Genomic DNA, 23,097 nt, shown 5'->3' with positions numbered 1-23,097 from the left:
AGGTCGCTTTCGGGCGGCCTTTTTTCATGTCCGGCCGGCGTGAAAGCGGACGTCTCGAGAATTCCGGACCGGAGACCTCGAGCTTTCCGTTCGCCCGGCCTCATACCTCGGGCGACAGCGGTTGCCGCTGGCGCCCGGCGGCGTCGAAGTTGGAGGGGGCGAGCCACCGGTCGAACCGCGCCTTCTGCGCGGGCCATTCACGGTCGAGGATCGAGAACCAAGCGGTGTCGCGGTTGCGGCCCTTGACCACCGCCGCCTGGCGGAACGTACCTTCGTAGGTGAAGCCCAGACGCTGCGCGGCGCGGCGCGAGGGCGCGTTCAGCGCGTCGCATTTCCATTCGTAGCGGCGATAGCCCAGCTCGTCGAAGGCCCGCGCCATCATCAGCGCCATCGCCTCGGTGGCGAGCGCGGTGCGCTGCAACGCCGGGGACAGGTGGATGTGCCCGACCTCGATCACCGCCATGGCCGGGTCGATCCGCAGGTAGCTGGCCAGGCCGAGCGGCGTGCCCTCTGGATCGCAGATCGTGTGAAACAGCGGATCGTCGCCGAGGCAGACGCGCGTCAGCCAGTCCGCGAAGGCGCCCGCGTCGGGGAACGGGCCGTAGGGCAGGTAGGTCCAGCCGTGGCCCGCCCCGTCGCGGGCAAAGGCGGCGTGCAGGGCGTCGGCATGGTCTGGCGCGGTCGGCACGAGGGTGCCGTACCGCCCCTGCAACTCGGTGCGGGGCGGGCGCGGCCGCGGCAGGATCAGCGTGACCGGCGGGCCTGTGGGGCGGTCGGGCGTCATGACAGCAGGGTGTGACCCGCCCGAGTCCGGGCGGGCGGTGGCACTCAGCCGAAGACGCGGGTCAGCGCGCCGTCGACCGCCGACAGGATGTGGTCGATGTCGTCCTTCCGGGCGATCAGGGCGGGCGAGAAGCACAGGGTGTTGTTGTAGCCCGGCACCGACCGGTTGGTCGCCCCGATGATGACGCCCTGCGCCATGCAGTCGGCCACCACCGCCTGCACCTGCTTTTCGGCCATCGGCGCGCGGCTGTCGCGGTCGGTCACCAGTTCGGCACCGAGGAATAGACCCTTGCCGCGCACCTGGCCGATGACCTTGTGCTTCTCCATCAGGCCGCCGAGGCCGTCCAGCATGTAGTCGCCCATCGCCAGCGTGTTGCCCAGCAGGTCCTCGTCCTCGATGATCCGCATGTTCTCGAGCGCCGCGGCGGGTCCCGCCGTGCAGCCGCCGAAGGTGGAAATGTCGCGGAAGTAGTCCAGCGGATCGCTGGCGTCGGACTTGAACAGGTCGAACACCGCTTCGGTCGTCACCAGGCAGGCGATGGCCGCGTAGCCCGAGGCGACGCCCTTGGCCATGGTCACCATGTCGGGCTCGACGCCGTAATGCTGGTAGCCGAACCAGGTGCCGGTCCGGCCGACGCCGCAGACGACCTCGTCGATATGCAGCAGGATGTCGTACTTGCGGCAGATCTCCTGCACCCGTTGCCAGTAGCCCTCGGGCGGGACGATGACGCCGCCACCCGCGGTCACCGGTTCGAGGCAGAGTGCGCCCACCGTGTCGGGGCCTTCGCGCAGGATCACCGCCTCGATCTGGTCGGCGGCCCATTCGCCGTAATGGTCGGTCGGCGCGCCTTCCTGCTCGAAGCCGCGGTATTCGAGGCAATGCGGCACCCGCACGAAACCGGGCGCGAAGGGGCCGTATTGCGCATTGCGCTGGTCCTGCCCGCCCGCCGACAGGCAGCCGATGGTGGTGCCGTGGTAGTCGCGGTCGCGGTAAAGGATCTTGTGCTTCTTGCCGCCATACCGCTTGTGGGCGATCTGGCGGACCATCTTGAAGGCCTTCTCGTTCGCTTCGGACCCCGAGTTGGTGTAGTAGAGCCGGGTCATGCCCGGCATCTTCTCGATCAGCCGCTCTGCAAAGATCGCGCCCGGGATCGACCCGGCGGACCCGGCAAAGTAGTTGAGCTTCAGCAACTGGTCGCGCACGGCGTTGGCGATGCTTTCGCGCCCGTAGCCCACGTTCACCGTCCAGACCGCGCCCGACACCGCATCGAGGTGTTCCTTGCCGTTCTGATCCCAGACCTTCATGCCCTTGCCCTCGACGATGATGCGCGGGTCCGTGGTCTCGTAGGGTTTGTGCTGGCTCAGGTGATGCCAGATGTGGGCCTTGTCCGCGGCGACGACGCGGCTCAGATCGTTTTCGGAAAAGGTGCCGTCCATGACGGGAACTCCTCTATCGTAGGGAAACACGAAAGGGCGCGTGCAGCGCGCGCCTCATGACTTGGTTTCACTCAGACCCAAAGATTGAGCAGACGTTAGGGCCAGTTGCGTAATCTGTATGACTCCAGAGCGACCCCCGGTCAATTGTCGCCCAGAGGGTGCAGTCTCTAGGGTTATGAAAAGATTTAACAAATTTTCAAACGCGTGCTGTTTCGGCGCGTCTTTTTACGGCAATTGCGGTTGGCGATGCTAGAAAAATCGTTGATCGGCTGCCGGTTTTCCGCTCGGATCGGGCCAGAGCACCAGCAAGGTGCCGCAGCGTCGGACAAAGCGTTCCGAACGCCGGTATATGCGCAGGGCCGCAGCCTCTGCGCCCAACACGGGAGACGAAAGATGTCGATGAAACACATGATGGCGGGAACCGCCATGGCACTGGCCCTGACCGCCGCACCGGCCTTTGCCGCCGGCCACGGGTCGATCACGGTGGCCTATTTTCTCGAATGGCCGATGCCGTTCGAATACGCCAAGCAGATGGGCACCTACGAGGAAGAAATGGGTGTCGATATCAACTGGGTCAGCTTCGACACCGGCACGGCGATGTCCGCGGCAATGGCGAGCGGCGACGTGCAGCTGGCGGTGAGCCAGGGCGTGCCGCCCTTCGTGGTCGCGACCAGCGCGGGCCAGGACCTGCAGGCGCTGGACGTGGCGGTGAGCTATTCCGACAACGACAACTGCGTCGTGGCCGAAGCGCTCGAGATCGACAAGGACTCTGCCGACGAACTGGCCGGCAAGAAGGTCGCCGTGCCGCTGGGCACTGCGGCGCATTACGGCTTTCTCAAGCAGATGAACCATTTCGGCGTCGACGTGGCCAGCCTCGACGTGGTCGACATGGCGCCGCCCGACGGCGCCGCGGCGATCGCCCAGGGGTCGGTCGACATGTTCTGCGGCTGGGGCGGATCGCTGCGCCGCGCCAAGGAATTCGGCAACGTGCTGCTCACCGGCGCCGAGAAGGAAGAACTGGGGATCCTCGTCTTCGACGTGACCAGCGGCCCCGCCAGCTGGGTGGCCGAGAACAGCGACCTGGTGGCGAAATTCCTCAAGGTCACGGCGGATGCCAACGCCATGTGGGCGGACGAGGCCAACCATGCCGAGATGCTGCCGGTGATCGCCAAGGATGCCGGCATGTCCGAAGAAGACACGATGGCGACGATCTCGACCTTCGTCTTCCCGACGGTCGAAGAGCAGCTGACGGAGAAATGGCTGGGCGGCGGCGCCACCGAGTTCATGGGCGGCGTGGCGCAGGTCTTCGTTGAGGCCGGCTCCATCGACGCGGCGCTCGACAGCTATGCCGACAACGTCAACACCGGCCCGCTGCAAAGCGCGAGCGGGATGTAAACCGGGTCCGCTCCTCCGCCCTGACGGGCGTCTCCGCCTTTCGCGAGGACGCCCGCACGGGCGGAAGAGCGGCGCCGTGGGACCAGACGAAACACCTTGGGGGCGTCATGTCCGGATTGACGATTGAAAACCTGTCCATGCGGTTCGATCTGCCCAACGGCACGTCGGTTCAGGCGCTCAAGGACGTGTCGCTTGACCTCAAGTCGGGCGAGCTGATGAGCGTGCTGGGGCCGTCGGGCTGCGGCAAGACCACGCTTCTGAACATCGTCGCCGGGTTTCTCGCCCCCACCTCCGGCAAGATCGAGCTGAACGGCCACCGCGTCACCGGCCCCGACAGGGAACGCGGCATGGTGTTCCAGCAGGGCGCGCTGTTCGAGTGGATGAACGTCCGCGAGAATGTCAGCTTCGGCCCGCGCATGGCCGGCCGGCGCGAAAGGGACTGGGGGTCCAATGTCGACCACCTGCTCGACGTGGTGGGCCTGCGCGATTTTAAGGAAAAGGCGGTCTATGAGCTTTCCGGCGGCATGCAGCAGCGCGTGGCGCTGGCGCGGTGCCTCGCCAACGACCCGGACGTCATCCTGATGGACGAGCCCCTGGGCGCGCTCGATGCGCTCACGCGGGAAAAGATGCAGAGCCTCGTGCTCAAGCTCTGGAAGGAAACCGGCAAGACCATCGTCCTCATCACCCATTCGGTCGAAGAGGCGCTGCTACTGGGCGAACGCCTGCTGGTCATGGCGCCGCGCCCGGGACGCATCCACAAGGAATACCGGCTGCCCTTTGCCGATCTCGGCGTCGATTCCGACCTGCGCGAGGTCAAGAAACATCCCGAGTTCGGCCAGCGGCGCGAGGAAATCCTGAGCATGATCTGGGACATGGAAGAAGAGATCATGGGCCGGTCGGAGGATGCGGCATGATCGTTTTCCTCATCTACGCCGCGATCTTCATCGCCTCGTTCTTCGTGGTCAAGTTGATCGTCAAGACAGCGACCAACGATTACGCCTCGCTCAAGACCGTGACCTTCGGCGACGAAAGCGCGGTGCGACCGAACCGGATCGCCAGCATCCTGTCGGTCCTGACGATCTTCCTGCTCTGGGCGGCCTTCACCGGGTCGACCCTGGTGCCGTCCTTCCTGCACGCGCCGGGTCCGTTCATCGGCACGGCCAAGTTCGACTACACCGCCGAGCTGAGCACCGGGGAGCGGGACGATGCCACGGTCAGCATCGTCGTCACCCGCGCGGGTGACGACCCGGTCCTGCCCGAGGTCGACCCCGGCGACGGATTTGCCAAGAACGACGTGGACGAAATCGGCGCCTGGCGCTCGGGCCTTGTCCGTGTCGACCGCAACGACGAGGTGCCCGAGGGCGTCGAGCACCGGGTTGTGGCCGTCGACGGCCAGCCGCTGGAGCCGGGCGGGTCTGTCCACACCGAGTATGGCCGCATCGGGATGAGCCCGAAGGGCACGCTCAACTTCGAACCGGCGAAAGGCTGGCAGATGGAGCCCATATGGCTGCCCGCGCCAGAGGCCGTGGTGGCGCGGATGGCAGAGATCGCCCGCGATGGCTACCGCGACAGCACCCTGTGGGAACACCTGGGCTATTCGCTCTTTCGCGTGATCGTCGGATTTCTCTGCGGCGCGGCTCTGGGCATTCCGCTGGGCTATGCCATGGGGCTATCGGACTGGTTCCGTGGCTGGTTCGATCCGATCGTGGAATTCATGCGCCCGGTGCCGCCCTTGGCGCTGATCCCGCTGGTCATCATCTGGGCGGGCATCGGCGAGACCGGCAAGATCATCCTTCTGTTCCTTGCAGCGCTCTGGATCATGGCCATCGCGGCGCGGGCGGGCGTGTCGGGCGTCAACATCTCCAAGGTCCACGCCGCCTATTCGCTGGGGGCCAGCAAGTGGCAGATCATGCGACACGTCATCGTGCCAAACTCCCTGCCCGAGATATTCACCGGCGCGCGGGTGGCCATGGGCGTCTGCTGGGGCACCGTCGTCGCGGCCGAGCTGGTGGCGGCGGAAAAGGGCGCCGGCATGATGATCATGGTGGCCAGCAAATTCCAGCTGACCGACATCGTCATCATGGGGATCATCCTGATCGGCGTGATCGGCTTTGGCATCGACGTGCTGATGCGCTGGGCCGAGCGCATTCTCGTGCCGTGGAAGGGCCGGTCCTGATCCGGCCTCCGAGGGGACGCCCGGTCAGGCCGAAAGGTTCGTTCGCAACCCCTCCAGCATGGTCAGGCACTCCGACAACTGACTGCGGCTGAGGTATTCGTCGGGCTTGTGTGCCTGGGCGATGGAGCCCGGCCCGCAGACCACCACCGACATGCCCATCTGCTGAAAGAGGCCCGCCTCGGTGCCGAAGGGCACCACGTCGGCGGTCTCGCACCCCGTCAGCGAGGCGATCAGCGTGCGCGCCATGTTCACGTCCATCGGCTCCAGCCCCACGACCTCGCCGATCACCTGGGTCGAGATGTCCGCCTGTGGGCTGACCGCGCGCATGGCGGGCAGCAGTTCTTCCTCGATATACTGCTGCAGCGCCTCCTTGACGAATTCGGCGTCGCCGTACTGGACCGGCCGCATCTCCCACTCGACCTCGGCCTTTCCGGGGATCACGTTATGCGCCACCCCACCGGCGATGCGGCCGATGTTGATCGTGGTCCAAGGCGGGTCGAAGCGGCTTTCGCGCGGCACCCGCCGCTTGAGATCCTCGGCCAGTTCCAGCAGACGGGACACGTATTTGACCGCGTAGGCGGCGGCATTGACGCCGCGGTCGGGATTCGACCCGTGGCCTTCGAGCCCGGTAAAGCGCGCGGTGTATTCGCAGCAGCCCTTGTGGCCCTCGATCACCTTCATGTCCGTGGGTTCGCCGACGATGGCGATGGCGGGGCGGTAGCCGCGTTTCTGCAACTCGGGCACCAGCGCCTGCGCGCCGAGGCAACCCACCTCCTCGTCGTGGGTAAAGCAGAAATGCACCGGGCGGTGCAGCTTTGCCTCGGCAAAGATCGGTGCCATGGCGATGGAGGCGGCGATGAAGCCCTTCATGTCGCAGGTGCCGCGGCCATAGAGCAGATCGCCGCGCTCGGTCATCTCGAACGGATCGGTGTGCCAGTCCTGATCGGTCACCGGCACCACGTCGGAATGGCCCGACAGCACCACGCCATCGGGCGCATCCGGCCCCAGCGTGGCAAAGAGGTTTGCCTTCCCGCCCGAGGCGTCCTCGAAGACTTCGACCCGCGCGCCCAGGTCTTCGAGTCGCTGCGCCATGTCGCCGATCATCGCCCGGTTCGGATCCGAAGACACCGTCGGAAAGGCGATCAGGTCGGCGAGAACCTTTTCGGTCGCGGCAAGGTCGGTCATGCGGTCGCTCCGGTCCTGTCACCCCAGCGCGGCACCCGGTCGCAGCACGCGCTGCAAGCGGCGTCCTCCGCGACGGGGGGGTGGTTGATGGGAAGATGTCCCTTTGTGCTTGACGGTGACACCTACAAAAAAAGGGTTCAAGCGGGGTGGAAAGAAAACGACATTGCATGGCGGTTTCGGAATGGCCGCGGGCGAATTGCCGTATTTTCGATCAGCGGACCCACGCCGATGACACCCGGAAGAGTTGAGTTTGACCATTTTTCCGCTTTGCCAAGTGATTCTCGGACATCCGTCCTGTCATTTTTGTTTGAACGGGAAGGGAGTTCTCCGCGGTCTGACGGGAACTCTGCAAAAATGGTCGCTTTCTTGCGGTGAAATCGCCCGATAAGTGCAAGTTATATGTCCGGATGTCCTGTAGATTACCGCCAAGGGGTCGAAAACCAGCAATCCAGTTGCATGCCGGGGCATCACGCGGTTTAGTTACCACATGACAGCGGAGCAAATCCGCGGAACACACAGGGAGCCAGGTTTTTGGCGGATGGATCAAACGAAGCGTTCGTAGCATTCGAACGCGTCCAAAAGAGCTATGACGGTGAGAATCTCGTCGTCAAGGACCTCAATCTGAGCCTGCCGAAGGGTGAGTTTCTGACCATGCTCGGGCCGTCCGGTTCGGGCAAGACCACCTGCCTGATGATGCTGGCCGGGTTCGAGACGGCCACCCACGGCGAGATCAAGATCGGCGGCGTCAGCATCAACCACATTCCGCCGCACAAGCGCGGCATCGGCATGGTGTTCCAGAATTACGCGCTGTTTCCGCACATGACCGTGGCCGAGAACCTCAGCTTCCCGCTCGAAGTCCGCAAGATGGGCAAATCGGAGCGCGAGAAGAAGGTCAAGCGCGCGCTCGACATGGTGCAGATGGGGGCCTTTGGCGGCCGCCGTCCGGCGCAGCTTTCGGGCGGTCAGCAGCAGCGGATCGCGCTGGCGCGGGCGCTGGTGTTCGAAGCCGAGCTGGTGCTGATGGACGAACCGCTGGGCGCGCTCGACAAGCAGTTGCGCGAACACATGCAGTTCGAGATCAAGCGCATCGCCGATGACCTCGGAATCACCGTGGTCTACGTGACCCACGACCAGACCGAGGCCCTGACCATGTCGGACCGCGTGGCGGTCTTCGATGACGGCCGCATCCAGCAGCTGGCGCCGCCGGACGAGCTGTACGAGGCGCCGCAGAACAGCTTTGTGGCGCAATTCATCGGCGAGAACAACACGCTGGAAGGCACGGTCGAGACCATCGGATCGGGCCGCTGCACGGTCAAGCTGGACCAGGGCGCGGTGATCGACGCGGTCCCCGTCAACGTGAGCCAGAAGGGCGAGCGCACCCGCGTGTCGATCCGGCCCGAGCGGGTCGAGTTCAATCCGCAGATGGGCCCCGATGCCCACACGCTCGAAGCCGAGGTTCAGGAATTCGTCTACATGGGCGACGTGTTCCGCACACGGCTCAAGGTGGCTGGCAAGGAAGACTTCGTCGTCAAGACCCGGAACCGCGCCGACCAGGTGCGTCTGAGTCCCGGCGAGAAGATCACCATCGGCTGGCTGCCGGAGGATTGTCGCGCTCTCGACGCGACGTAACATTCACCGATGATCGAACGGGCGGGGCCGAGAGGGTCCTGCCCGGACGGTGAACACGAGGGTCCGGCCAATGAGTGCCCGTCACCCGGACCCCTTTCGTAAACGGGCAGCTTAGGGAGACTATGATGAAATTCAGCAAGACACTGATGGCAACGACGGCGCTGACCGTGGCCGCAGGCGGCATGGTGTTCGCCGAGGCGCATGGGAACATGGCCAACAGCATGACCCTGGTCAGCTGGGGCGGCGCCTACCAGAACAGCCAGCAGAAGGCTTATGTCGAGCCCTATCTCGAGATGAACCCCGATGTCTCGGCGACCTGGGACGAATCCTCGAACGAGGCGGTGGCCAAGCTGCGCGCCATGAACGAGGCCGGCAACGTGACCTGGGACCTGGTCGACGTGGTCGCGTCGGACGCGATCCGGCTCTGCGACGAGGGCCTGGCGATGGAAATCGACCACGACGAGATCCTCGAGGCGGCGCCCGACGGCACCGACGCCTCGGACGATTTCGGCGATCTGATCGTGTCGGACTGCTTCATCCCGCAGATCGTCTATTCGACCACCGCGGCCTACCGCCCCGACCTGCTGCCCGAGGGCGCCGAAGCGCCGAGCAGCATCTGCGCGATGTTCGACCTCGAGACCTATCCGGGCAAGCGCACGCTCGAGCGCCGTCCGATCAACAACATGGAATGGGCGCTGCTCTGCGACGGCGTGGCCAAGGACGAGATCTATGACGTGCTGGCCACCGAAGAGGGTCAACAGCAGGCGCTCGACAAGCTCGACACCATCAAGGACCAGACCGTCTGGTGGTCCGCCGCCGCCGAGCCGCCGCAGCTTCTCGCCGATGGCGAGGTGGTGATGGGGTCGTCCTACAACGGCCGCTGGTTCTCGGCCATCGAAGAGCAGGACCAGGATTTCGCGATGCTGTGGGACGCGCAGGTGTTCGACCTGGACGGCTGGATCATCCCCGCCGACCTGCCGGAAGACCGCCTGAACCGCGTGCTCGATTTCGTGCGCTTCGCCACCGACACTCAGCGTCTTGCCGACCAGGCCGCCTATATCTCGTACGGTCCGGCGCGCAAGAGCTCCGCGCCGCTCGTGGGCGAACATGCCGAGCTGGGCATCGCGATGGGGCCGCACATGCCGACGGCGCCCGAGAACTCGGAGAACATCTTCGTCTACAACTACGAGTTCTGGGCCGACTACCGCGACGACATCGACGCGAAGTTCCAGTCCTGGCTCGCGCAATAAGCGGACCTGTGGCGGTGGGTTGAAAACCCACCCTCTGCCAGGCTTTCCGGTGGCCTCCGCGCGGGGCCACCGGACACCAAGAAGAAAAGCGAAAGACCGACAGACAGGGGACGGGCGATGCCCAAAGGCTATATCATCGGCCACATCACGGTGAACGATCCCGACGCGTACAAGGAATATGTCGAGCGCGACACGCCGATCCTTGAAGGCTTCGGCGGCCGGTTCATCGTTCGTGGCGGCGCCTCCGAAACCCCCGAAGGCGTGACGGAAAACCGTCATGTCGTGATCGAATTCCCGGATTTCGAAACCGCGAAGCGGGCCTACAACGACCCGGCCTACCAGGAGGTCGCCGAGATCCGCCGCCGGACCGCAACCAGCACAATCATTCTTGTCGAGGGGGTGTAGATGACCGACGCAACAGCCGGGGCCGGACCCAATCCGCAAGATGCCGCCGCCAAGGCCGCCGAAAAACCGGGGCCGATGCTGGCCGCCGACGGCACGCCGCTGAAAAAATCTCTGAGCCGCGCGCTGCGCCGCCAGAAACTGCGGGCGCTGATGCTGATCGCGCCGCTTTTGATTTTCGTCCTGGTGACCTTCGTGGCGCCGATCGCCGACATGCTGTTCCGCTCGGTCGAGAACCAGATCGTCTCGGACACGCTGCCGCGCACAACCGCGGCGCTCGATGACTGGAACGCCGACAGCGGCGAGTTGCCGGGCGAGGCGGTCTACGAGGGCCTGTATTACGACATGGTGATCGCCGAGGAGCGCAAGCTGCACACCCGGCTCGGGTCGCGCCTCAACTACGAGCAGACCGGCCTGTCGTCGCTCTTCCGCCAAACCGGGCGCGGCGTCGACGACATCGGCGAAGTCTATTTCGACCAGTTCGACGACCTGAACCCGGCCTGGGACGAGGCCGTCACCTGGGCCGAACTGATGGGGGAACCGAATTGGGTGGCCGAGGCGAAGGCCCGCGCTGGCAATGATGAAAGCATCCCCGGCTTCGAAATGAAGGACGGCATCGAGGACCTGCTGCCGCGCACGGCCGAGATGTACGGCATCTTTGCAGAGTTCACCGAGACCGAGGACGAGGACAGCCCGATCGAAGAAGAGCCCTGGGAAATGGTGCACGTGGCACTCTACCAAGACCTCGTGAGCCAGGACGTCTCGGGCTATGACGGTGCCCAGGCTGACCTGCTCAATGAAGCCAAGGCCGCGGTCGGCGACTTCGAGACCATCGGTTTCAAGGACGGCTTTCTCGAGATCGAGGACGACTGGGGCAACCACGACATCTGGGCGACGATCAAGACCTACAGCCCCAACTATACCAACGGCTATTTCCTCGCGGCCGTGGACATGGAAAAGACGCCCGACGGTCCGGCCCTGCGGGACGAGAACGAACGCATTTACGGCATCCTCTTCCAGCGCACGATGTTCATGAGCCTGATGATCACCTTCAGCTGCATCCTGCTGGGCTATCCGGTGGCGTGGCTGCTTGCCAACCTGCCCAGCCGCAGCGCGAACCTGCTGCTGATCCTGGTGCTGCTGCCGTTCTGGACGTCGCTTCTGGTGCGGACTTCGGCCTGGAAGGTGATGCTGCAGCAACAGGGGGTGATCAACGACGTGCTGGTCTGGCTGGGACTCGTTGCAGACGATGCGCGGCTGGTGATGATCAACAACCAGTTCGGCACCATCGTGGCGATGACGCACATCCTGCTGCCCTTCATGATCCTGCCGCTCTATTCGGTGATGCAGACGATCCCGCCCAGCTACCTGCGCGCCGCCAAGAGCCTTGGCGCGACCAACTGGACGGCCTTCTGGCGGGTCTACTTCCCGCAATCGGTGCCGGGCATCGGCGCCGGGTCGATCCTCGTCTTCATCCTCGCCATCGGCTACTACATCACGCCCGAGATCGTCGGCGGCACCACCGGCACGTTCATTTCGAACCGGATCGCCTACCACATCTCGTCGAGCCTCAACTGGGGTCTCGCGGCGGCGCTCGGGACGATCCTTCTGGCGGTCGTTATGGCCCTCTACTGGTGCTACGACAAGATCGTCGGCATCGACAACGTGAAGCTGGGGTGACGACATGAGTGCCATTCTGACCAAAGTCGAGCAACGCCCGATGTCCTTCACCCTGCCCGTGGTGGGTGCTGCGGGCGCCTTCGCCGGCATCTTCGTCGGCGCGGCCAACGGGTCGACCATCGCCGGCATCGTCGGCGGCGCGGTGCTGATCGCGGCGCTGGCCTTCATCGCCATGACCAGCGTGCCGTCCGACAAGGAAAAGCTGTTCCGCTGGGCGATGATCGCGATCTTCGCCGTGACCGGCCTGTTGTTCGGCGCGTTGCCGGGGCTGATCGTCGGCGGACTGTTCGGCTGGTTCTTCGGCTGGTTCATCTACTGGATCGGCCAAGGCCGCTACCGGTCGCACCTGGTGCCCTACCTCACGCCGGGCCAGGTGCTTTGGCATTATGCCTTCCGGGTGATCTGCGGCGCGATCTTCGTCTTCCTGATCACGCCGATCCTGGTGGTGATGCCGCTGTCGTTCAACGCCGAGAACTTTTTCACCTTCACCCCGGAAATGCTGCGGTTCGACCCCGACGGCTACAGCCTCAAGCATTACCGCGACTTCCTGACCAACAGCGAATGGACCAACGCGGTCTGGAACAGCCTGCGGATCGCGCCGGTCGCGACGCTGCTGTCGGTCAGCCTCGGCACGCTGGCGGCGATCGGCCTGAGCCAGAGCCACGTGCCGGGCAAACGCGCGATCATGGCGGTGCTGATCTCTCCGATGATCGTGCCGCTGATCATCTCGGCGACGGGGATGTATTTCTTCTACTCCAAGATCGGCATCGTCGGCACCTACTGGGGCGTCGTGCTGGCCCATGCGGTGCTGGGCATTCCCTTTGTCATCATCACCGTTACGGCGACGCTGGTGGGCTTCGACCGGTCGCTGGTCCGGGCCGCCGCCAACATGGGCGCCAATCCGGTCACCACCTTCTTTCGGGTGCAGATGCCGCTGATCCTGCCCGGTGTGATCTCGGGCGGGCTGTTTGCCTTCATCACCTCCTTCGACGAGGTCGTGGTGGTCATCTTCATCGGCTCGGCGGAACTGCAGACGCTGCCGTGGCAGATGTTCACCGGTCTGCGTGAACAGATCAGCCCGACGATCCTCGCCGCGGCGACGATCCTGGTGGGCATCTCGATCTGCCTGCTGACCACGGTCGAATTGCTGCGCCGCCGGTCCGAGAGGATTCGCGGCATGAGCCCGGGCTGATCCGGCACCGCTTTACGAAATGGAAAGACCTTCTGGCCTAGGGATGATCCCGACCGTCAGGAGGTTTTTTCATGTCCCAGCTGGACCCCGAACTTGTCGCGCAGGCACGCCGCGTGCAGCCCGGCGAGGTGCCGTTCGATTTCTCCGAAATGTTCTTCAGCCGCACCGATGCGCGCGGGGTGATCGAGGCCGGCAACAGCGTCTTCTGCCGGGTTTCGGGCTATGAATGGGACCAGATGAAGGGCGCGCCGCACAAGATCGTGCGCCACCCGGACACGCCGCGCGGTCTGTTCCACCTGATGTGGGCGCGGCTCAAGGCCGGCGAAACCATCGGCGCCTATGTCAAGAACCGCGCGCAGGACGGGCGGCACTACTGGGTCTTTGCCGTGGCCACGCCGGTCGACGGCGGCTACGCCTCGGCCCGAATCAAGCCGTCCAGCCCGATTTTCGAAGAGGTGCAGGCGCTCTACGCGGACCTGGTCGAAAAAGAGGCCGCCGGCCTGACCCCGGAACAAAGCGCCGATCTCCTGCAGGCGTTGCTGGCCGAAAAGGGCTATGCCTCCTACGACATATTCCAAGGCGTCGCCCTTGCCGCAGAGGCGCAGTACAGGGCCAGGAAATTGGACCGAACGCTCGACCTGGCGCACAAACGGTTCGCGGCCATGTCCACGGCGATCTTCGACGTCGCCCGCGAAACAGCCGAGATGACCGAGGCGTTCAAGGCGATCCGCACCGTCCCGATGAACATGCGCATCCTCGCGTCGCGGCTCGAAAACGCCGGCGGGCCGATCAGCGCGATTTCGGTCAATTACGGCTCCATGCTGGATGAAATGGCCACTTGGGTGCGCACCTTCATGGACGGTTCCGACTGCGCCTTCGCCCGGATCCGCGACGCGATCGTCCGCGGCCACTTCCTGACATGCGTCGCCGATGTCCAGGTCGAGATGGTGGCGCAGCTGGGCCGGGAGTCCGGCGACCGGGTCGAACAGGACATCGCGGCATTCGAGGCGCAGTCGACCCTGTTCAAGGCCCGCGCCACCGAGGCGCTGTCGGTCGTCGAGGTCGAAGCGGCACGCCTGTCGCGCAGCGTGCTGGACATGAAGCGCTATGTCACGGGGCTCAGCTCCACGCGGATGATGTGCAAGATCGAAAGCGCCACGCTGGGCGGCTCGGGAGATTCCCTCGCCGGTATCGTCGACCAGCTCGACGCCTGTCAGGACGAGATCGAAAGCCGCCTGTCGCGGATCGTGGAACTGAACGCCGTAATCCAGGCCAACACCGGCATGCTGCGCGCATCCGCTTGAATCGCGGCGGCACCCGCGCAGAATCGTCACGCCGGGTTGCCGCCGGTCGCGAACCACGTTAGCGCCAAACATGTGATCACAGCATTTCTTGCGTGATCACAAAGTTCTCGCAATTGCAGCATTTGCGCCAAAAAACCGCGCCTTCGCTTCCTCCCATACCGTGACACGCGGCGAAAAAGGGTTACAAACAACCCAAGGGAAGCAAAAGGACATCATCATGGCCGACGTGAACCGAGGCAACCGCCCGCTCTCGCCCCACCTCACCATCTACCGCCCGCAGCTGACGTCGATGACGTCGATCCTGACGCGGATCACCGGAAACGCCCTGATCGTGGGGATGCTGATGATCGTCTGGTGGCTGCTTGCCGCCGCGACCAACGCCGATTACTTCGCCACCGCCGACGCGGTCCTGACCAGCTGGTTCGGCGATCTGGTGCTGTTCCTGTCGCTCTGGGCGCTCTGGTATCACACGCTGGCGGGCATCCGGCATCTGATCTGGGATCAGGCGATCGGGCTCGACCTCGATACCGCCTACAAGCTGGGTTATGCCTGCATCGGTGGATCGGTCGTGCTGACCATCCTCACCGTCATCATCATCTGAAGGAGCGCACCATGGCTTACATGACAGATCGCAAGCGCGCCAACGGCTGGGGCTCGGCCAAGTCCGGCACCATGCACCATTGGTCGATGACCGTGTCCTCCGTGGCGCTCGTCATCCTCGTGCCGCTCTTCATCTTCACTTTCGGATCAATCCTCGGCAGCAGCTATGAAGAGGTCACCGCCTATTATTCCCGCCCCTTCCCGGCGATCGTGGCGGCGCTGACCATCCTCGTCGGCTTCAAGCACTTCAACAGCGGCTTCCAGACCCTGATCGAGGATTACGTCCACGGACCGATGGAAAAGGTCCTCATCATCGGCATGACCTGCCTCAGTTACGGCGCCGCGGCGACCGGCATCTTCGCCATCGCCCGCCTGGCCCTCTAATCTATCCGGAGCAACCAATCCATGGCAGCCTACGAATACGAGACCCACGACTATGACGTGGTGGTGGTCGGCGCCGGCGGCGCGGGCCTGCGCGCTACGCTCGGCATGGCCGAACAGGGCCTGCGCACCGCCTGCGTGACCAAGGTTTTTCCCACCCGCTCGCACACCGTCGCCGCACAGGGCGGCATTGCCGCATCCCTCAGCAACATGGGCCCGGACCATTGGCAGTGGCACATGTACGACACGGTGAAGGGCTCGGACTGGCTGGGCGACACCGACGCGATGGAATACCTCGCCCGTGAAGCGCCAAAAGCGGTCTACGAGCTGGAACACTACGGCGTGCCGTTCTCGCGCACCGAAGAGGGCAAGATCTACCAGCGGCCCTTTGGCGGCCACACCACCGAATTCGGCGAAGGCCCCCCGGTGCAGCGCACCTGTGCCGCCGCCGACCGCACCGGCCACGCGATCCTGCACACGCTCTACGGCCAGTCGGTCAAGAACAACGCCGAATTCTACATCGAGTATTTCGCGATCGATCTGATCATGTCCGAAGACGGCGCCTGTACCGGCGTGGTCTGCTGGAAACTCGATGATGGCACCATGCACGTCTTCAACGCCAAGATGGTCGTACTGGCCACCGGCGGCTATGGCCGGGCCTATTTCAGCGCGACGAGCGCCCACACCTGCACCGGCGACGGCGGCGGCATGGTGGCGCGCGCGGGTCTGCCGCTGCAGGACATGGAATTCGTGCAGTTCCACCCCACCGGCATCTACGGCGCCGGCTGTCTCATCACCGAAGGGGCGCGCGGCGAAGGCGGCTATCTCACCAATTCCGAAGGCGAGCGGTTCATGGAGCGCTATGCGCCCAACTACAAGGACCTCGCGCCGCGCGACTACGTCAGCCGCTGCATGACGATGGAGATCCGCGAGGGCCGCGGCGTCGGCGCCGACAGCGACCATATCCACCTGAACCTGAGCCACCTGCCGAAAGAGGCGCTGCACCTGCGCCTGCCCGGCATCTCGGAATCCGCGCGGATCTTTGCCGGGGTGGACGTGACCAAGGAACCGATCCCGGTCATCCCGACCGTTCATTACAATATGGGCGGCATTCCAACGAACTACTGGGGCGAGGTGCTGAACCCGACCAAGGACGATCCCAACGCGATCGTGCCGGGCCTCATGGCCGTGGGCGAGGCGGGCTGCGCGAGCGTCCATGGCGCCAACCGCCTTGGGTCGAATTCGCTGATCGACCTCGTGGTCTTCGGTCGCGCGGCCGCGATCCGTGCGGGCAAGGTCGTGGACCGCGACGCGGCGGTGCCCGGTACCAACACGGGCCAGGTCGACAAGGCCTTCGCCCGTTTCGACGCCCTGCGCCATGCCGACGGCGGCACGCCCACGGCCGAGTTGCGGCTCGAGATGCAGAAGACCATGCAGCGCGACGCCGCCGTCTTCCGTGAAAGCAAAACGCTCGAGAACGGCGTGAAGGAGATGACCGCCATCGCCGGCAAGCTCGACGACATCAAGGTCACGGACCGGTCGCTGGTCTGGAATTCCGACCTGATGGAGACGCTGGAGCTGACGAACCTCATGCCAAACGCGCTGGCCACGATCTTTGGCGCAGAGGCGCGCAAGGAAAGCCGCGGCGCCCATGCGCACGAGGATTACGGCACCCGCGACGACGAGAACTGGCGCGTGCACACGATCAGCCGGGTCGACGGGGCCAAGGTCGACCTGTCCTACCGCCCGATCATCACCGACCCGCTGACCGACGAAAAGGCGGGCGGTATCGCGCTCAAGAAGATCGCGCCGAAAGAGCGGACCTTCTGATGCGGCGGCGTTGCATGGCCGCTGCGACAGGGGTTGCGGCGCTGTTGGCACTGACGGGCTGCGGCGTGTCGTCGACGGACGCCGGAGCGCAATGCCTGCAGGAAGCGGGCCAGCCTTTGGGTGTCTACAACTACGCGGTGGTTGGCAACGAACTGGTGCTCGTGCCGGGCAACGGCGGAACCCGGACGGGCGCGGACGCCTTGAATGCCTGTATCCGCGACAAGAAAAACGCACGCACGCGCCGCGTAACGGTCGAAACGCAGTATCCGGATGGCTCGATGGTGGTGCAAAGCGGCCGCATTCCCGCAGGTGCGATGAGCACGGCAACGCCCGTGCATGCCACCGACTACCGCGCCCGTTTCGAGGCGCAGACAACCCCGCAGCGGACCTATGGCACGGCCCACTGCCCGCCCGGCGCGCCGGTGCTCTATGGAGGGACGCAATATTGCGGGCGCTGAAGCTTTTGGCCGCGCTGCGGCATGGGACGATCCTGCTTCGGGGGGCCACGGAACATGACGGGTGACGTGAATACCCAGGCGGCGTTCGGCACCTTCCGGCCGGGCTTTTTCTGGCGTCTCCTGTTCCGCGGCACGGAGAAGGGGCGCAAGGTCGAACGGTCGAAAGGCGTTGCCAAACGGCTGCGCCATTTCCTGCGGGGCCATCCGCGCGCCTTCGACGTGGAGCAGCCCAAAGAGGGGATTCGTCTGCGGCTTTACCCGGCGGAGAACCACTGCGACCTGACGATCCTCTTGTCCGGGCGGCATGTCATGTCCGACGAACTAGATGCCCTGGGGGCGCGCCTGGCCGATGCCAAGGTGTTCCTGGATGTCGGCGCGAATGTCGGCATCGCCAGCTTGCTGGCCCGCCGCAGGATGTCCGAGGACGCGCGGGTGATCGCGATCGAACCGCATCCGCGGACCCGGGCCAAGCTGGAAACCAACCTTGCCCTCAACGACGCCGGCAATGTCACGGTTCTGCCCTTCGCCGTGGGCCCGAGAGCCGAGACGATGGAAATCTTTCCGGTGCGCGCCCATAACGCCGGCGCGAATACGTTGGTGCCGCAGCGAGAGCCGACAGGCGAGGGGATCGCGATTTCCGTGCGCCCGCTTACGGACTTGCTGGCCGAAACGGGTGTCGACCGGATTGACGTGATGAAGATCGACGTCGAGGGATTTGAGGTGAACGCCTTGATGCCCTTCTTCGAGACCGCGCCGCAGAGCCTGTGGCCGCGCTATCTGATGATGGAGGTGCTGTTCCGCGACAATTGGGACGTCGATCTTGTCGAACACCTCAAGGGGCTGGGTTACACGGAGGCGCATGTGACGCGCAACGATGTGCACCTTGTCCACGCGGAAGCGACATGATCGCGCGCGGCACAATCGAAACCTTCGGGGGATCGGCGGTCGCTGGCCGACACTCGCGGCGCAACGGCGCAGATATTTCCTTCGTGCCCGCGAGCGCGTACCCCTCGGGTGTGTCAGGAACAGGAGTGACCAGACCATGCGCCGAATGATGCCCCGCCTGATGACTCTCGGCCTGGTGCTGTCCCTCGCGGCCTGCTCGCCGCAGGGTCAGGACGAGCTTGCCCGCGCGGCCGCGCGGTCGGCCACGTCCAAGGTGCTGGTCGAACGGTTGCCCGGTGTTCCGGTGCAACCGGCCGTGAACTGCGTCATCAACAACGCCACGGCGGCGCAGATCTACGCGCTTGCGGCGGATTCCGTCACCGGCCCGACCGAAAGCACGGTCGAGATCGTGACCGGCATCCTGCGCCAGCCGCAAACCCTGCGCTGCCTTGCCGAACAGGGGCTGCCGGCGCTGTTGGCCGGAGCGGCGTGAACCGTGGGACTGCACGTGACGGTATCCAAGGCGCACCAAAGCCACGGGGTCGGACGACGCAGGCTTGCGCCCCTGCGGCCGGGGCCTAGGTGGCTGAACGAACCGATGTCTGGTAGAACCCGAGGTATCCGCCTCATCCGGCCGCACCGCGGCATACCGAGCTGAGCTGCAAGGAACACAAGATGGTAGAACTGACCCTTCCCAAGAACTCCCGGATCACCACCGGCAAGACCTGGCCCAAGCCAGAAGGCGCCAAGAACCTGCGCAAGTTCAAGATTTACCGCTGGACGCCGGACGACGGCAGCAACCCGCGTGTGGACACCTATTTCGTCGACATGGACACCTGCGGCCCGATGGTTCTGGACGCGCTGATCAAGATCAAGAACGAGATCGACCCGACACTGACCTTCCGCCGGTCCTGCCGCGAAGGCATCTGCGGGTCCTGTGCCATGAACATCGACGGGATCAACACGCTGGCCTGCATCTACGGAATGGACGAGATCAAGGGTGATGTGGCGATCTACCCGCTGCCGCACATGCCGGTGGTGCGCGACCTGATCCCCGATCTTACCCATTTCTACGCCCAGCACGCCAGCATCATGCCCTGGCTCGAGACCAAGACCAACCGCCCGGCGAAGGAATGGAAACAGAGCATCGAAAGCCGCGAAAAGCTCGACGGGCTTTACGAATGCGTCATGTGCGCCTGCTGCTCGACCTCCTGCCCGTCCTACTGGTGGAACGGCGACCGCTACCTCGGGCCGGCGGCGCTTCTGCACGCCTACCGCTGGATCATCGACAGCCGCGACGAGGCGACGGGCGAGCGGCTGGACGATCTCGAGGATCCCTTCAAGCTGTATCGCTGCCATACGATCATGAATTGCGCCAAGACCTGCCCGAAGGGTCTGAACCCCGCGAAGGCGATCGCAGAGATCAAGAAGATGATGGTCGAACGCGCGGTCTGAACCGCTGCGCCCCCGGCGGTTTGGTTCCGCCGGGGCGCCAGGCGTTGTCTGCATGTGCCGAATGTGCAACACGGACTTGTCTGTGACCGCCAAGGTGCGCATCTTGTGGCGCAGGGAGGAGGCCAACGCGAAAGCGAGAGGCTTCCATGCAGAACCAAACCCCGAACTCCCAGACCCATACCCCTCAGGAACAGCTGCGTCTGCTCGAAGATGCGCTGTCTTATTATTCCCGGCCGAACTGGACGCCGGAGACCCCTGTCCGCCCCGCCCTTGGCGGCTACGACAGCGGACCGGTCCTCTGATCAGGGCCGGGGCGCCCCGTTTCGGCGAGGGTCCGCCCCGGCTTGCCCCGCGGAGGCCGGGCCTTAGGTGTCGAGCACAAGGACTCCGGATGATTCCATGCTTGTCATCATCGGCCTGATCGTCGCCTTCATGCTGATCGCGGTCTTTTCCAACCGCGCCACGCGCCAATGCCGCTGGCGCGAATACCGTCGTGGCGAAACCGCCACATGGACCTGCGTGCATTGTGGGGCAGAGACGGTCGGGACGCCCGGAAAACCGCCCCGGACGTGTCTGCGGGACAACAGTCCGAGAGGCCGCTAAACTTTTTAGGATTCAGCGAAAATTCCACTTGATGTGAATCACGCGCGGGCTCATATGCACGCCATCAGACGCCAACGCACGCACCACTGGCGAAAGGGGATCCGACCCCTAAGGTTACGTAGCGACGGTAACGTCTCCCTTGGAACTGAGCGGTCATATATGGCCGGGTCTATAGGAGATGGACATGAACGCATTCGCCACCGAGTTTTCCGCTCGCACCGCAACGCCCGCATCCCGCGTGGAAACCTTCATCCGCAACAACAGCTTCGAGCATCCGACCCTGGTCGTGGACCGCGACGCCGTGGCCCGCCAGTATGGCGCGCTCAAGGCCGGCCTGGGCCGCGCCTCGATCCACTACGCCGTGAAAGCCAACCCGGCGAAAGAGATCATCGAGACCCTCGTCGGCCTCGGCGCGCACTTCGACGCGGCTTCGCGCGGCGAGATCGAGCTGTGCCTCAGCCAGGGCGCGCATCCGGAGCACATCTCCTTCGGCAACACCATCAAGAAGGCGCGCGACATCGCCTGGGCGCACAGCGTCGGCATCACGCTTTTTTCGGTCGACGCCGAAGAGGAAATCGCGAAGGTGGCCGAGCATGCGCCCGGCGCGCAGGTCTACATCCGCCTGATCGTCGATGCCTCCGAGGCCGACTGGCCGCTGTCGCGCAAGTTCGGCTGCGCCCGCGACAAGGCGCTGGCGCTGATCGACCTGGCGAAAGAGCTGGGCCTGACCCCCGTGGGCTTTTCCTTCCACGTCGGATCGCAAACCCGCCGCGCTGACATGTGGGCGATCACGCTGGACCAGGTGGCGGCCGTGTGGAACGACGCGAAAAAGGCCGGTCACGAGCTCAGCCTGCTGAACATCGGCGGCGGTTTCCCGGCGTTCTACGGCGAAGCCATCGAGGCTCCGACCTCCTACGCGGCCAACGTGATGCGCCAGATCGACGCCCGCTTCGGCGACGTGCCGCAGATCATGGCAGAGCCGGGCCGCGGCATGGTCGCCGAAGCCGGTGCCATCGCCTGCGAGGTCATGCTGGTGTCGCGCAAGTCGGACATGGACATGCACCGCTGGGTCTACCTGGACATCGGCCGCTTCTCCGGCCTCGCGGAAACCGAGGGCGAGGCGATCCGCTACCAGTTCCTGACCGAGCGGGATCACGAAGGCTTCGGCCCCTGCATCCTTGCCGGTCCGTCCTGCGACAGCGCCGACGTGCTTTACGAAAAGCGCCCGATCGAACTTCCGGTCGGTCTGACCTCGGGCGACAAGGTGATCATCCGCAACTGCGGCGCCTACACTTCGACCTACTCCTCGGTCGGATTCAACGGCTTCCCGCCGCTGGACGTTATCGTGATCTGATCCAATTTGTTGAGTGTTTAAAAGGCCGGGCACTGTCCCGGCCTTTCGCGTTTTCGGAGCCTCGGACCGGGGGCCAGCCCCCGGACCCCCGGAGATTTATGGGCAAGATGAAGTTTGAGGCGCGGGGCGCGGCTTCATCTTGTCGATAAACTCCCGCCGGAGGCTTTGGTCCGGTGACGGCGGCGCGGCGCTTGCCTTGTCGGGCGAGCGGATTGCAAATAGGGAAAAGGAGTTCCGACATGATCCAGCCCCCCGATGCAGAAGCGCGCCGCGCCGTAGCGCCGGTGATCTGCTACCCCAACGACACTCTGCCCCGGCCCGATCTTGCGGGCTATTCGGCAGCCTTGGCGCGCGCGACGGTGATCGACACGGTCACCGTGCCCCCGCGCGAGGCCGCGACCTTTCGCGTACCGGCAGGCGGCTTCTTCCGGATCGCCAGCGTCGACGGGCCGCAGGTCGGCGATCTGAACCTGTGGCACGCCGAAGACCTCGGTGAGCGGTTCTATTCCGGCAAGACGCGGGCTTTGCATGGCACGCATGTCAATGTGGGCGACCGGCTCTGGTCGAGCTTCCCGCATCTCCGGCCGATGGCGACTGTGGTGCAGGATTCGCTCGACTGGTACGGGATCGATACCTTCGGCGGCGCGGTGCATGACGTGATCGGCACGCGTTGCGATCCCTATACCGGGCATCTGCTTTCGGGCGTGCAGTATCACCAGTGCTGCCATTCGAACCTGGTGCGGGCGCTGGCCGCGGAACTGGGCATGTCTCCGAAAGAGGCGGAGCCGCATGTGCACGACGTGCTCAACGTTTTCATGTGCACCGGCTTTACCCGCGACACCGGGCAGTATTTCATGAAGGCCAGCCCGGTCAGGCCCGGCGACAGCTGGACCTGCCTGGCCGAGGTACCGCTCCTGGGCGCGCTCAGCGCCTGTCCGGGCGGGGATTGTTCGGCGGAGCATACGAGCGACGCCGCCGCCTGTTACCCGCTGCGGGTCGAGGTCCTGGACGCGGGCGATATGCCCGGCTGGGCGCCGCCCGCGCGCAACGGCTATGACGGCAGCCACGGGCTGTAGGGTGGGTCTGCGACCCACCCCG

General features: G+C 64.8%; 23 protein-coding genes. 20 read left to right on the top strand and 3 right to left on the bottom strand.

The features are described from left to right. Positions 1–100 precede the first annotated feature (100 nt). Complete coding sequence (locus tag DU478_RS00440; protein WP_114508966.1) at positions 101–784, bottom strand: GNAT family N-acetyltransferase; 684 nt, start codon at positions 782–784, stop codon at positions 101–103. 44 nt (positions 785–828) lie between these two features. Further along, positions 829–2,220 (bottom strand): aminotransferase family protein, encoded by a 1,392-nt coding sequence (locus DU478_RS00435; protein ID WP_114508965.1) that lies wholly within the window; start codon positions 2,218–2,220, stop codon positions 829–831. A 399-nt stretch (positions 2,221–2,619) separates the two neighbouring features. Between DU478_RS00435 and DU478_RS00430 the strand changes: the two genes are divergently transcribed. The 3 genes from DU478_RS00430 (at position 2,620) to DU478_RS00420 (ending at position 5,791) form a co-directional block, all read left to right on the top strand. Further along, positions 2,620–3,615, top strand: coding sequence for a taurine ABC transporter substrate-binding protein (locus tag DU478_RS00430; RefSeq protein WP_407703140.1), 996 nt, complete (start codon positions 2,620–2,622; stop codon positions 3,613–3,615). A 107-nt stretch (positions 3,616–3,722) separates the two neighbouring features. After that, the gene (locus DU478_RS00425; protein WP_114508963.1) at positions 3,723–4,529 is read left to right on the top strand and encodes an ATP-binding cassette domain-containing protein; all 807 of its coding nucleotides are present in this window, start codon (positions 3,723–3,725) and stop codon (positions 4,527–4,529) included. Beyond that, positions 4,526–5,791, top strand: coding sequence for an ABC transporter permease (locus tag DU478_RS00420; RefSeq protein ID WP_114508962.1), 1,266 nt, complete (start codon positions 4,526–4,528; stop codon positions 5,789–5,791). The genes DU478_RS00425 and DU478_RS00420 overlap by 4 nt, the downstream gene beginning before the upstream one ends. 24 nt (positions 5,792–5,815) lie before the next feature. Here DU478_RS00420 and argE read toward each other — a convergent pair whose 3' ends face one another. Next, complete coding sequence (argE, locus tag DU478_RS00415; protein ID WP_114508961.1) at positions 5,816–6,976, bottom strand: acetylornithine deacetylase; 1,161 nt, start codon at positions 6,974–6,976, stop codon at positions 5,816–5,818. A 531-nt stretch (positions 6,977–7,507) separates the two neighbouring features. Here argE and DU478_RS00410 point away from each other — a divergent pair. The 17 genes from DU478_RS00410 (at position 7,508) to DU478_RS00335 (ending at position 23,075) form a co-directional block, all read left to right on the top strand. After that, positions 7,508–8,605: an ABC transporter ATP-binding protein gene (locus DU478_RS00410; RefSeq protein WP_114508960.1), complete on the top strand. Its 1,098-nt coding sequence runs from the start codon at positions 7,508–7,510 to the stop codon at positions 8,603–8,605. Between the two features lie 125 nt (positions 8,606–8,730). Beyond that, positions 8,731–9,855, top strand: coding sequence for an extracellular solute-binding protein (locus DU478_RS00405; protein WP_114509302.1), 1,125 nt, complete (start codon positions 8,731–8,733; stop codon positions 9,853–9,855). Between the two features lie 117 nt (positions 9,856–9,972). Then, positions 9,973–10,260 (top strand): DUF1330 domain-containing protein, encoded by a 288-nt coding sequence (locus DU478_RS00400; RefSeq protein WP_114508959.1) that lies wholly within the window; start codon positions 9,973–9,975, stop codon positions 10,258–10,260. Further along, a complete protein-coding gene (locus DU478_RS00395) occupies positions 10,261–11,937 on the top strand; it encodes an ABC transporter permease (protein WP_114508958.1) in 1,677 nt (558 codons plus the stop codon). A 4-nt stretch (positions 11,938–11,941) separates the two neighbouring features. After that, positions 11,942–13,129 carry an ABC transporter permease gene (locus tag DU478_RS00390; RefSeq protein ID WP_114508957.1) on the top strand — a complete coding sequence of 396 codons (1,188 nt, stop codon included), beginning with the start codon at positions 11,942–11,944 and terminating at the stop codon, positions 13,127–13,129. A gap of 71 nt (positions 13,130–13,200) precedes the next feature. Then, positions 13,201–14,433, top strand: a complete 1,233-nt coding sequence (locus DU478_RS00385) for a PAS domain-containing protein (protein ID WP_114508956.1) — start codon at positions 13,201–13,203, stop codon at positions 14,431–14,433. Between the two features lie 217 nt (positions 14,434–14,650). Beyond that, a complete protein-coding gene (gene sdhC, locus DU478_RS00380; RefSeq protein ID WP_114508955.1) occupies positions 14,651–15,034 on the top strand; it encodes a succinate dehydrogenase, cytochrome b556 subunit in 384 nt (127 codons plus the stop codon). A gap of 11 nt (positions 15,035–15,045) precedes the next feature. After that, positions 15,046–15,417: a succinate dehydrogenase, hydrophobic membrane anchor protein gene (sdhD, locus tag DU478_RS00375; protein ID WP_114508954.1), complete on the top strand. Its 372-nt coding sequence runs from the start codon at positions 15,046–15,048 to the stop codon at positions 15,415–15,417. 21 nt (positions 15,418–15,438) lie between these two features. After that, positions 15,439–17,244: a succinate dehydrogenase flavoprotein subunit gene (gene sdhA, locus DU478_RS00370; RefSeq protein ID WP_114508953.1), complete on the top strand. Its 1,806-nt coding sequence runs from the start codon at positions 15,439–15,441 to the stop codon at positions 17,242–17,244. Between the two features lie 14 nt (positions 17,245–17,258). Beyond that, entirely contained in the window at positions 17,259–17,702 is a 444-nt protein-coding gene (locus DU478_RS00365) for a hypothetical protein (protein WP_114508952.1), read from the top strand. A gap of 54 nt (positions 17,703–17,756) precedes the next feature. Then, entirely contained in the window at positions 17,757–18,608 is an 852-nt protein-coding gene (locus tag DU478_RS00360) for an FkbM family methyltransferase (protein ID WP_158545719.1), read from the top strand. 136 nt (positions 18,609–18,744) lie between these two features. Then, complete coding sequence (locus DU478_RS00355; RefSeq protein WP_114508950.1) at positions 18,745–19,080, top strand: hypothetical protein; 336 nt, start codon at positions 18,745–18,747, stop codon at positions 19,078–19,080. A 182-nt stretch (positions 19,081–19,262) separates the two neighbouring features. Then, positions 19,263–20,042, top strand: coding sequence for a succinate dehydrogenase iron-sulfur subunit (locus DU478_RS00350; RefSeq protein WP_114508949.1), 780 nt, complete (start codon positions 19,263–19,265; stop codon positions 20,040–20,042). Between the two features lie 146 nt (positions 20,043–20,188). Further along, the gene (locus DU478_RS22815) at positions 20,189–20,344 is read left to right on the top strand and encodes a hypothetical protein (protein ID WP_158545718.1); all 156 of its coding nucleotides are present in this window, start codon (positions 20,189–20,191) and stop codon (positions 20,342–20,344) included. A gap of 97 nt (positions 20,345–20,441) precedes the next feature. Beyond that, positions 20,442–20,645, top strand: a complete 204-nt coding sequence (locus DU478_RS00345) for a hypothetical protein (RefSeq protein ID WP_114508948.1) — start codon at positions 20,442–20,444, stop codon at positions 20,643–20,645. Positions 20,646–20,829: 184 nt separating this feature from the next. After that, positions 20,830–21,999, top strand: coding sequence for a type III PLP-dependent enzyme (locus DU478_RS00340; RefSeq protein WP_114509301.1), 1,170 nt, complete (start codon positions 20,830–20,832; stop codon positions 21,997–21,999). 239 nt (positions 22,000–22,238) lie between these two features. After that, complete coding sequence (locus DU478_RS00335) at positions 22,239–23,075, top strand: urea carboxylase-associated family protein (protein ID WP_114508947.1); 837 nt, start codon at positions 22,239–22,241, stop codon at positions 23,073–23,075. The last annotated feature ends 22 nt before the right edge of the window (positions 23,076–23,097 follow it).

The sequence above is a fragment of the Thalassococcus profundi genome (genome assembly GCF_003344785.1).
Lineage (GTDB): Bacteria > Pseudomonadota > Alphaproteobacteria > Rhodobacterales > Rhodobacteraceae > Puniceibacterium > Puniceibacterium profundi.
This window is presented reverse-complemented; position numbering and strand designations above follow the sequence as displayed.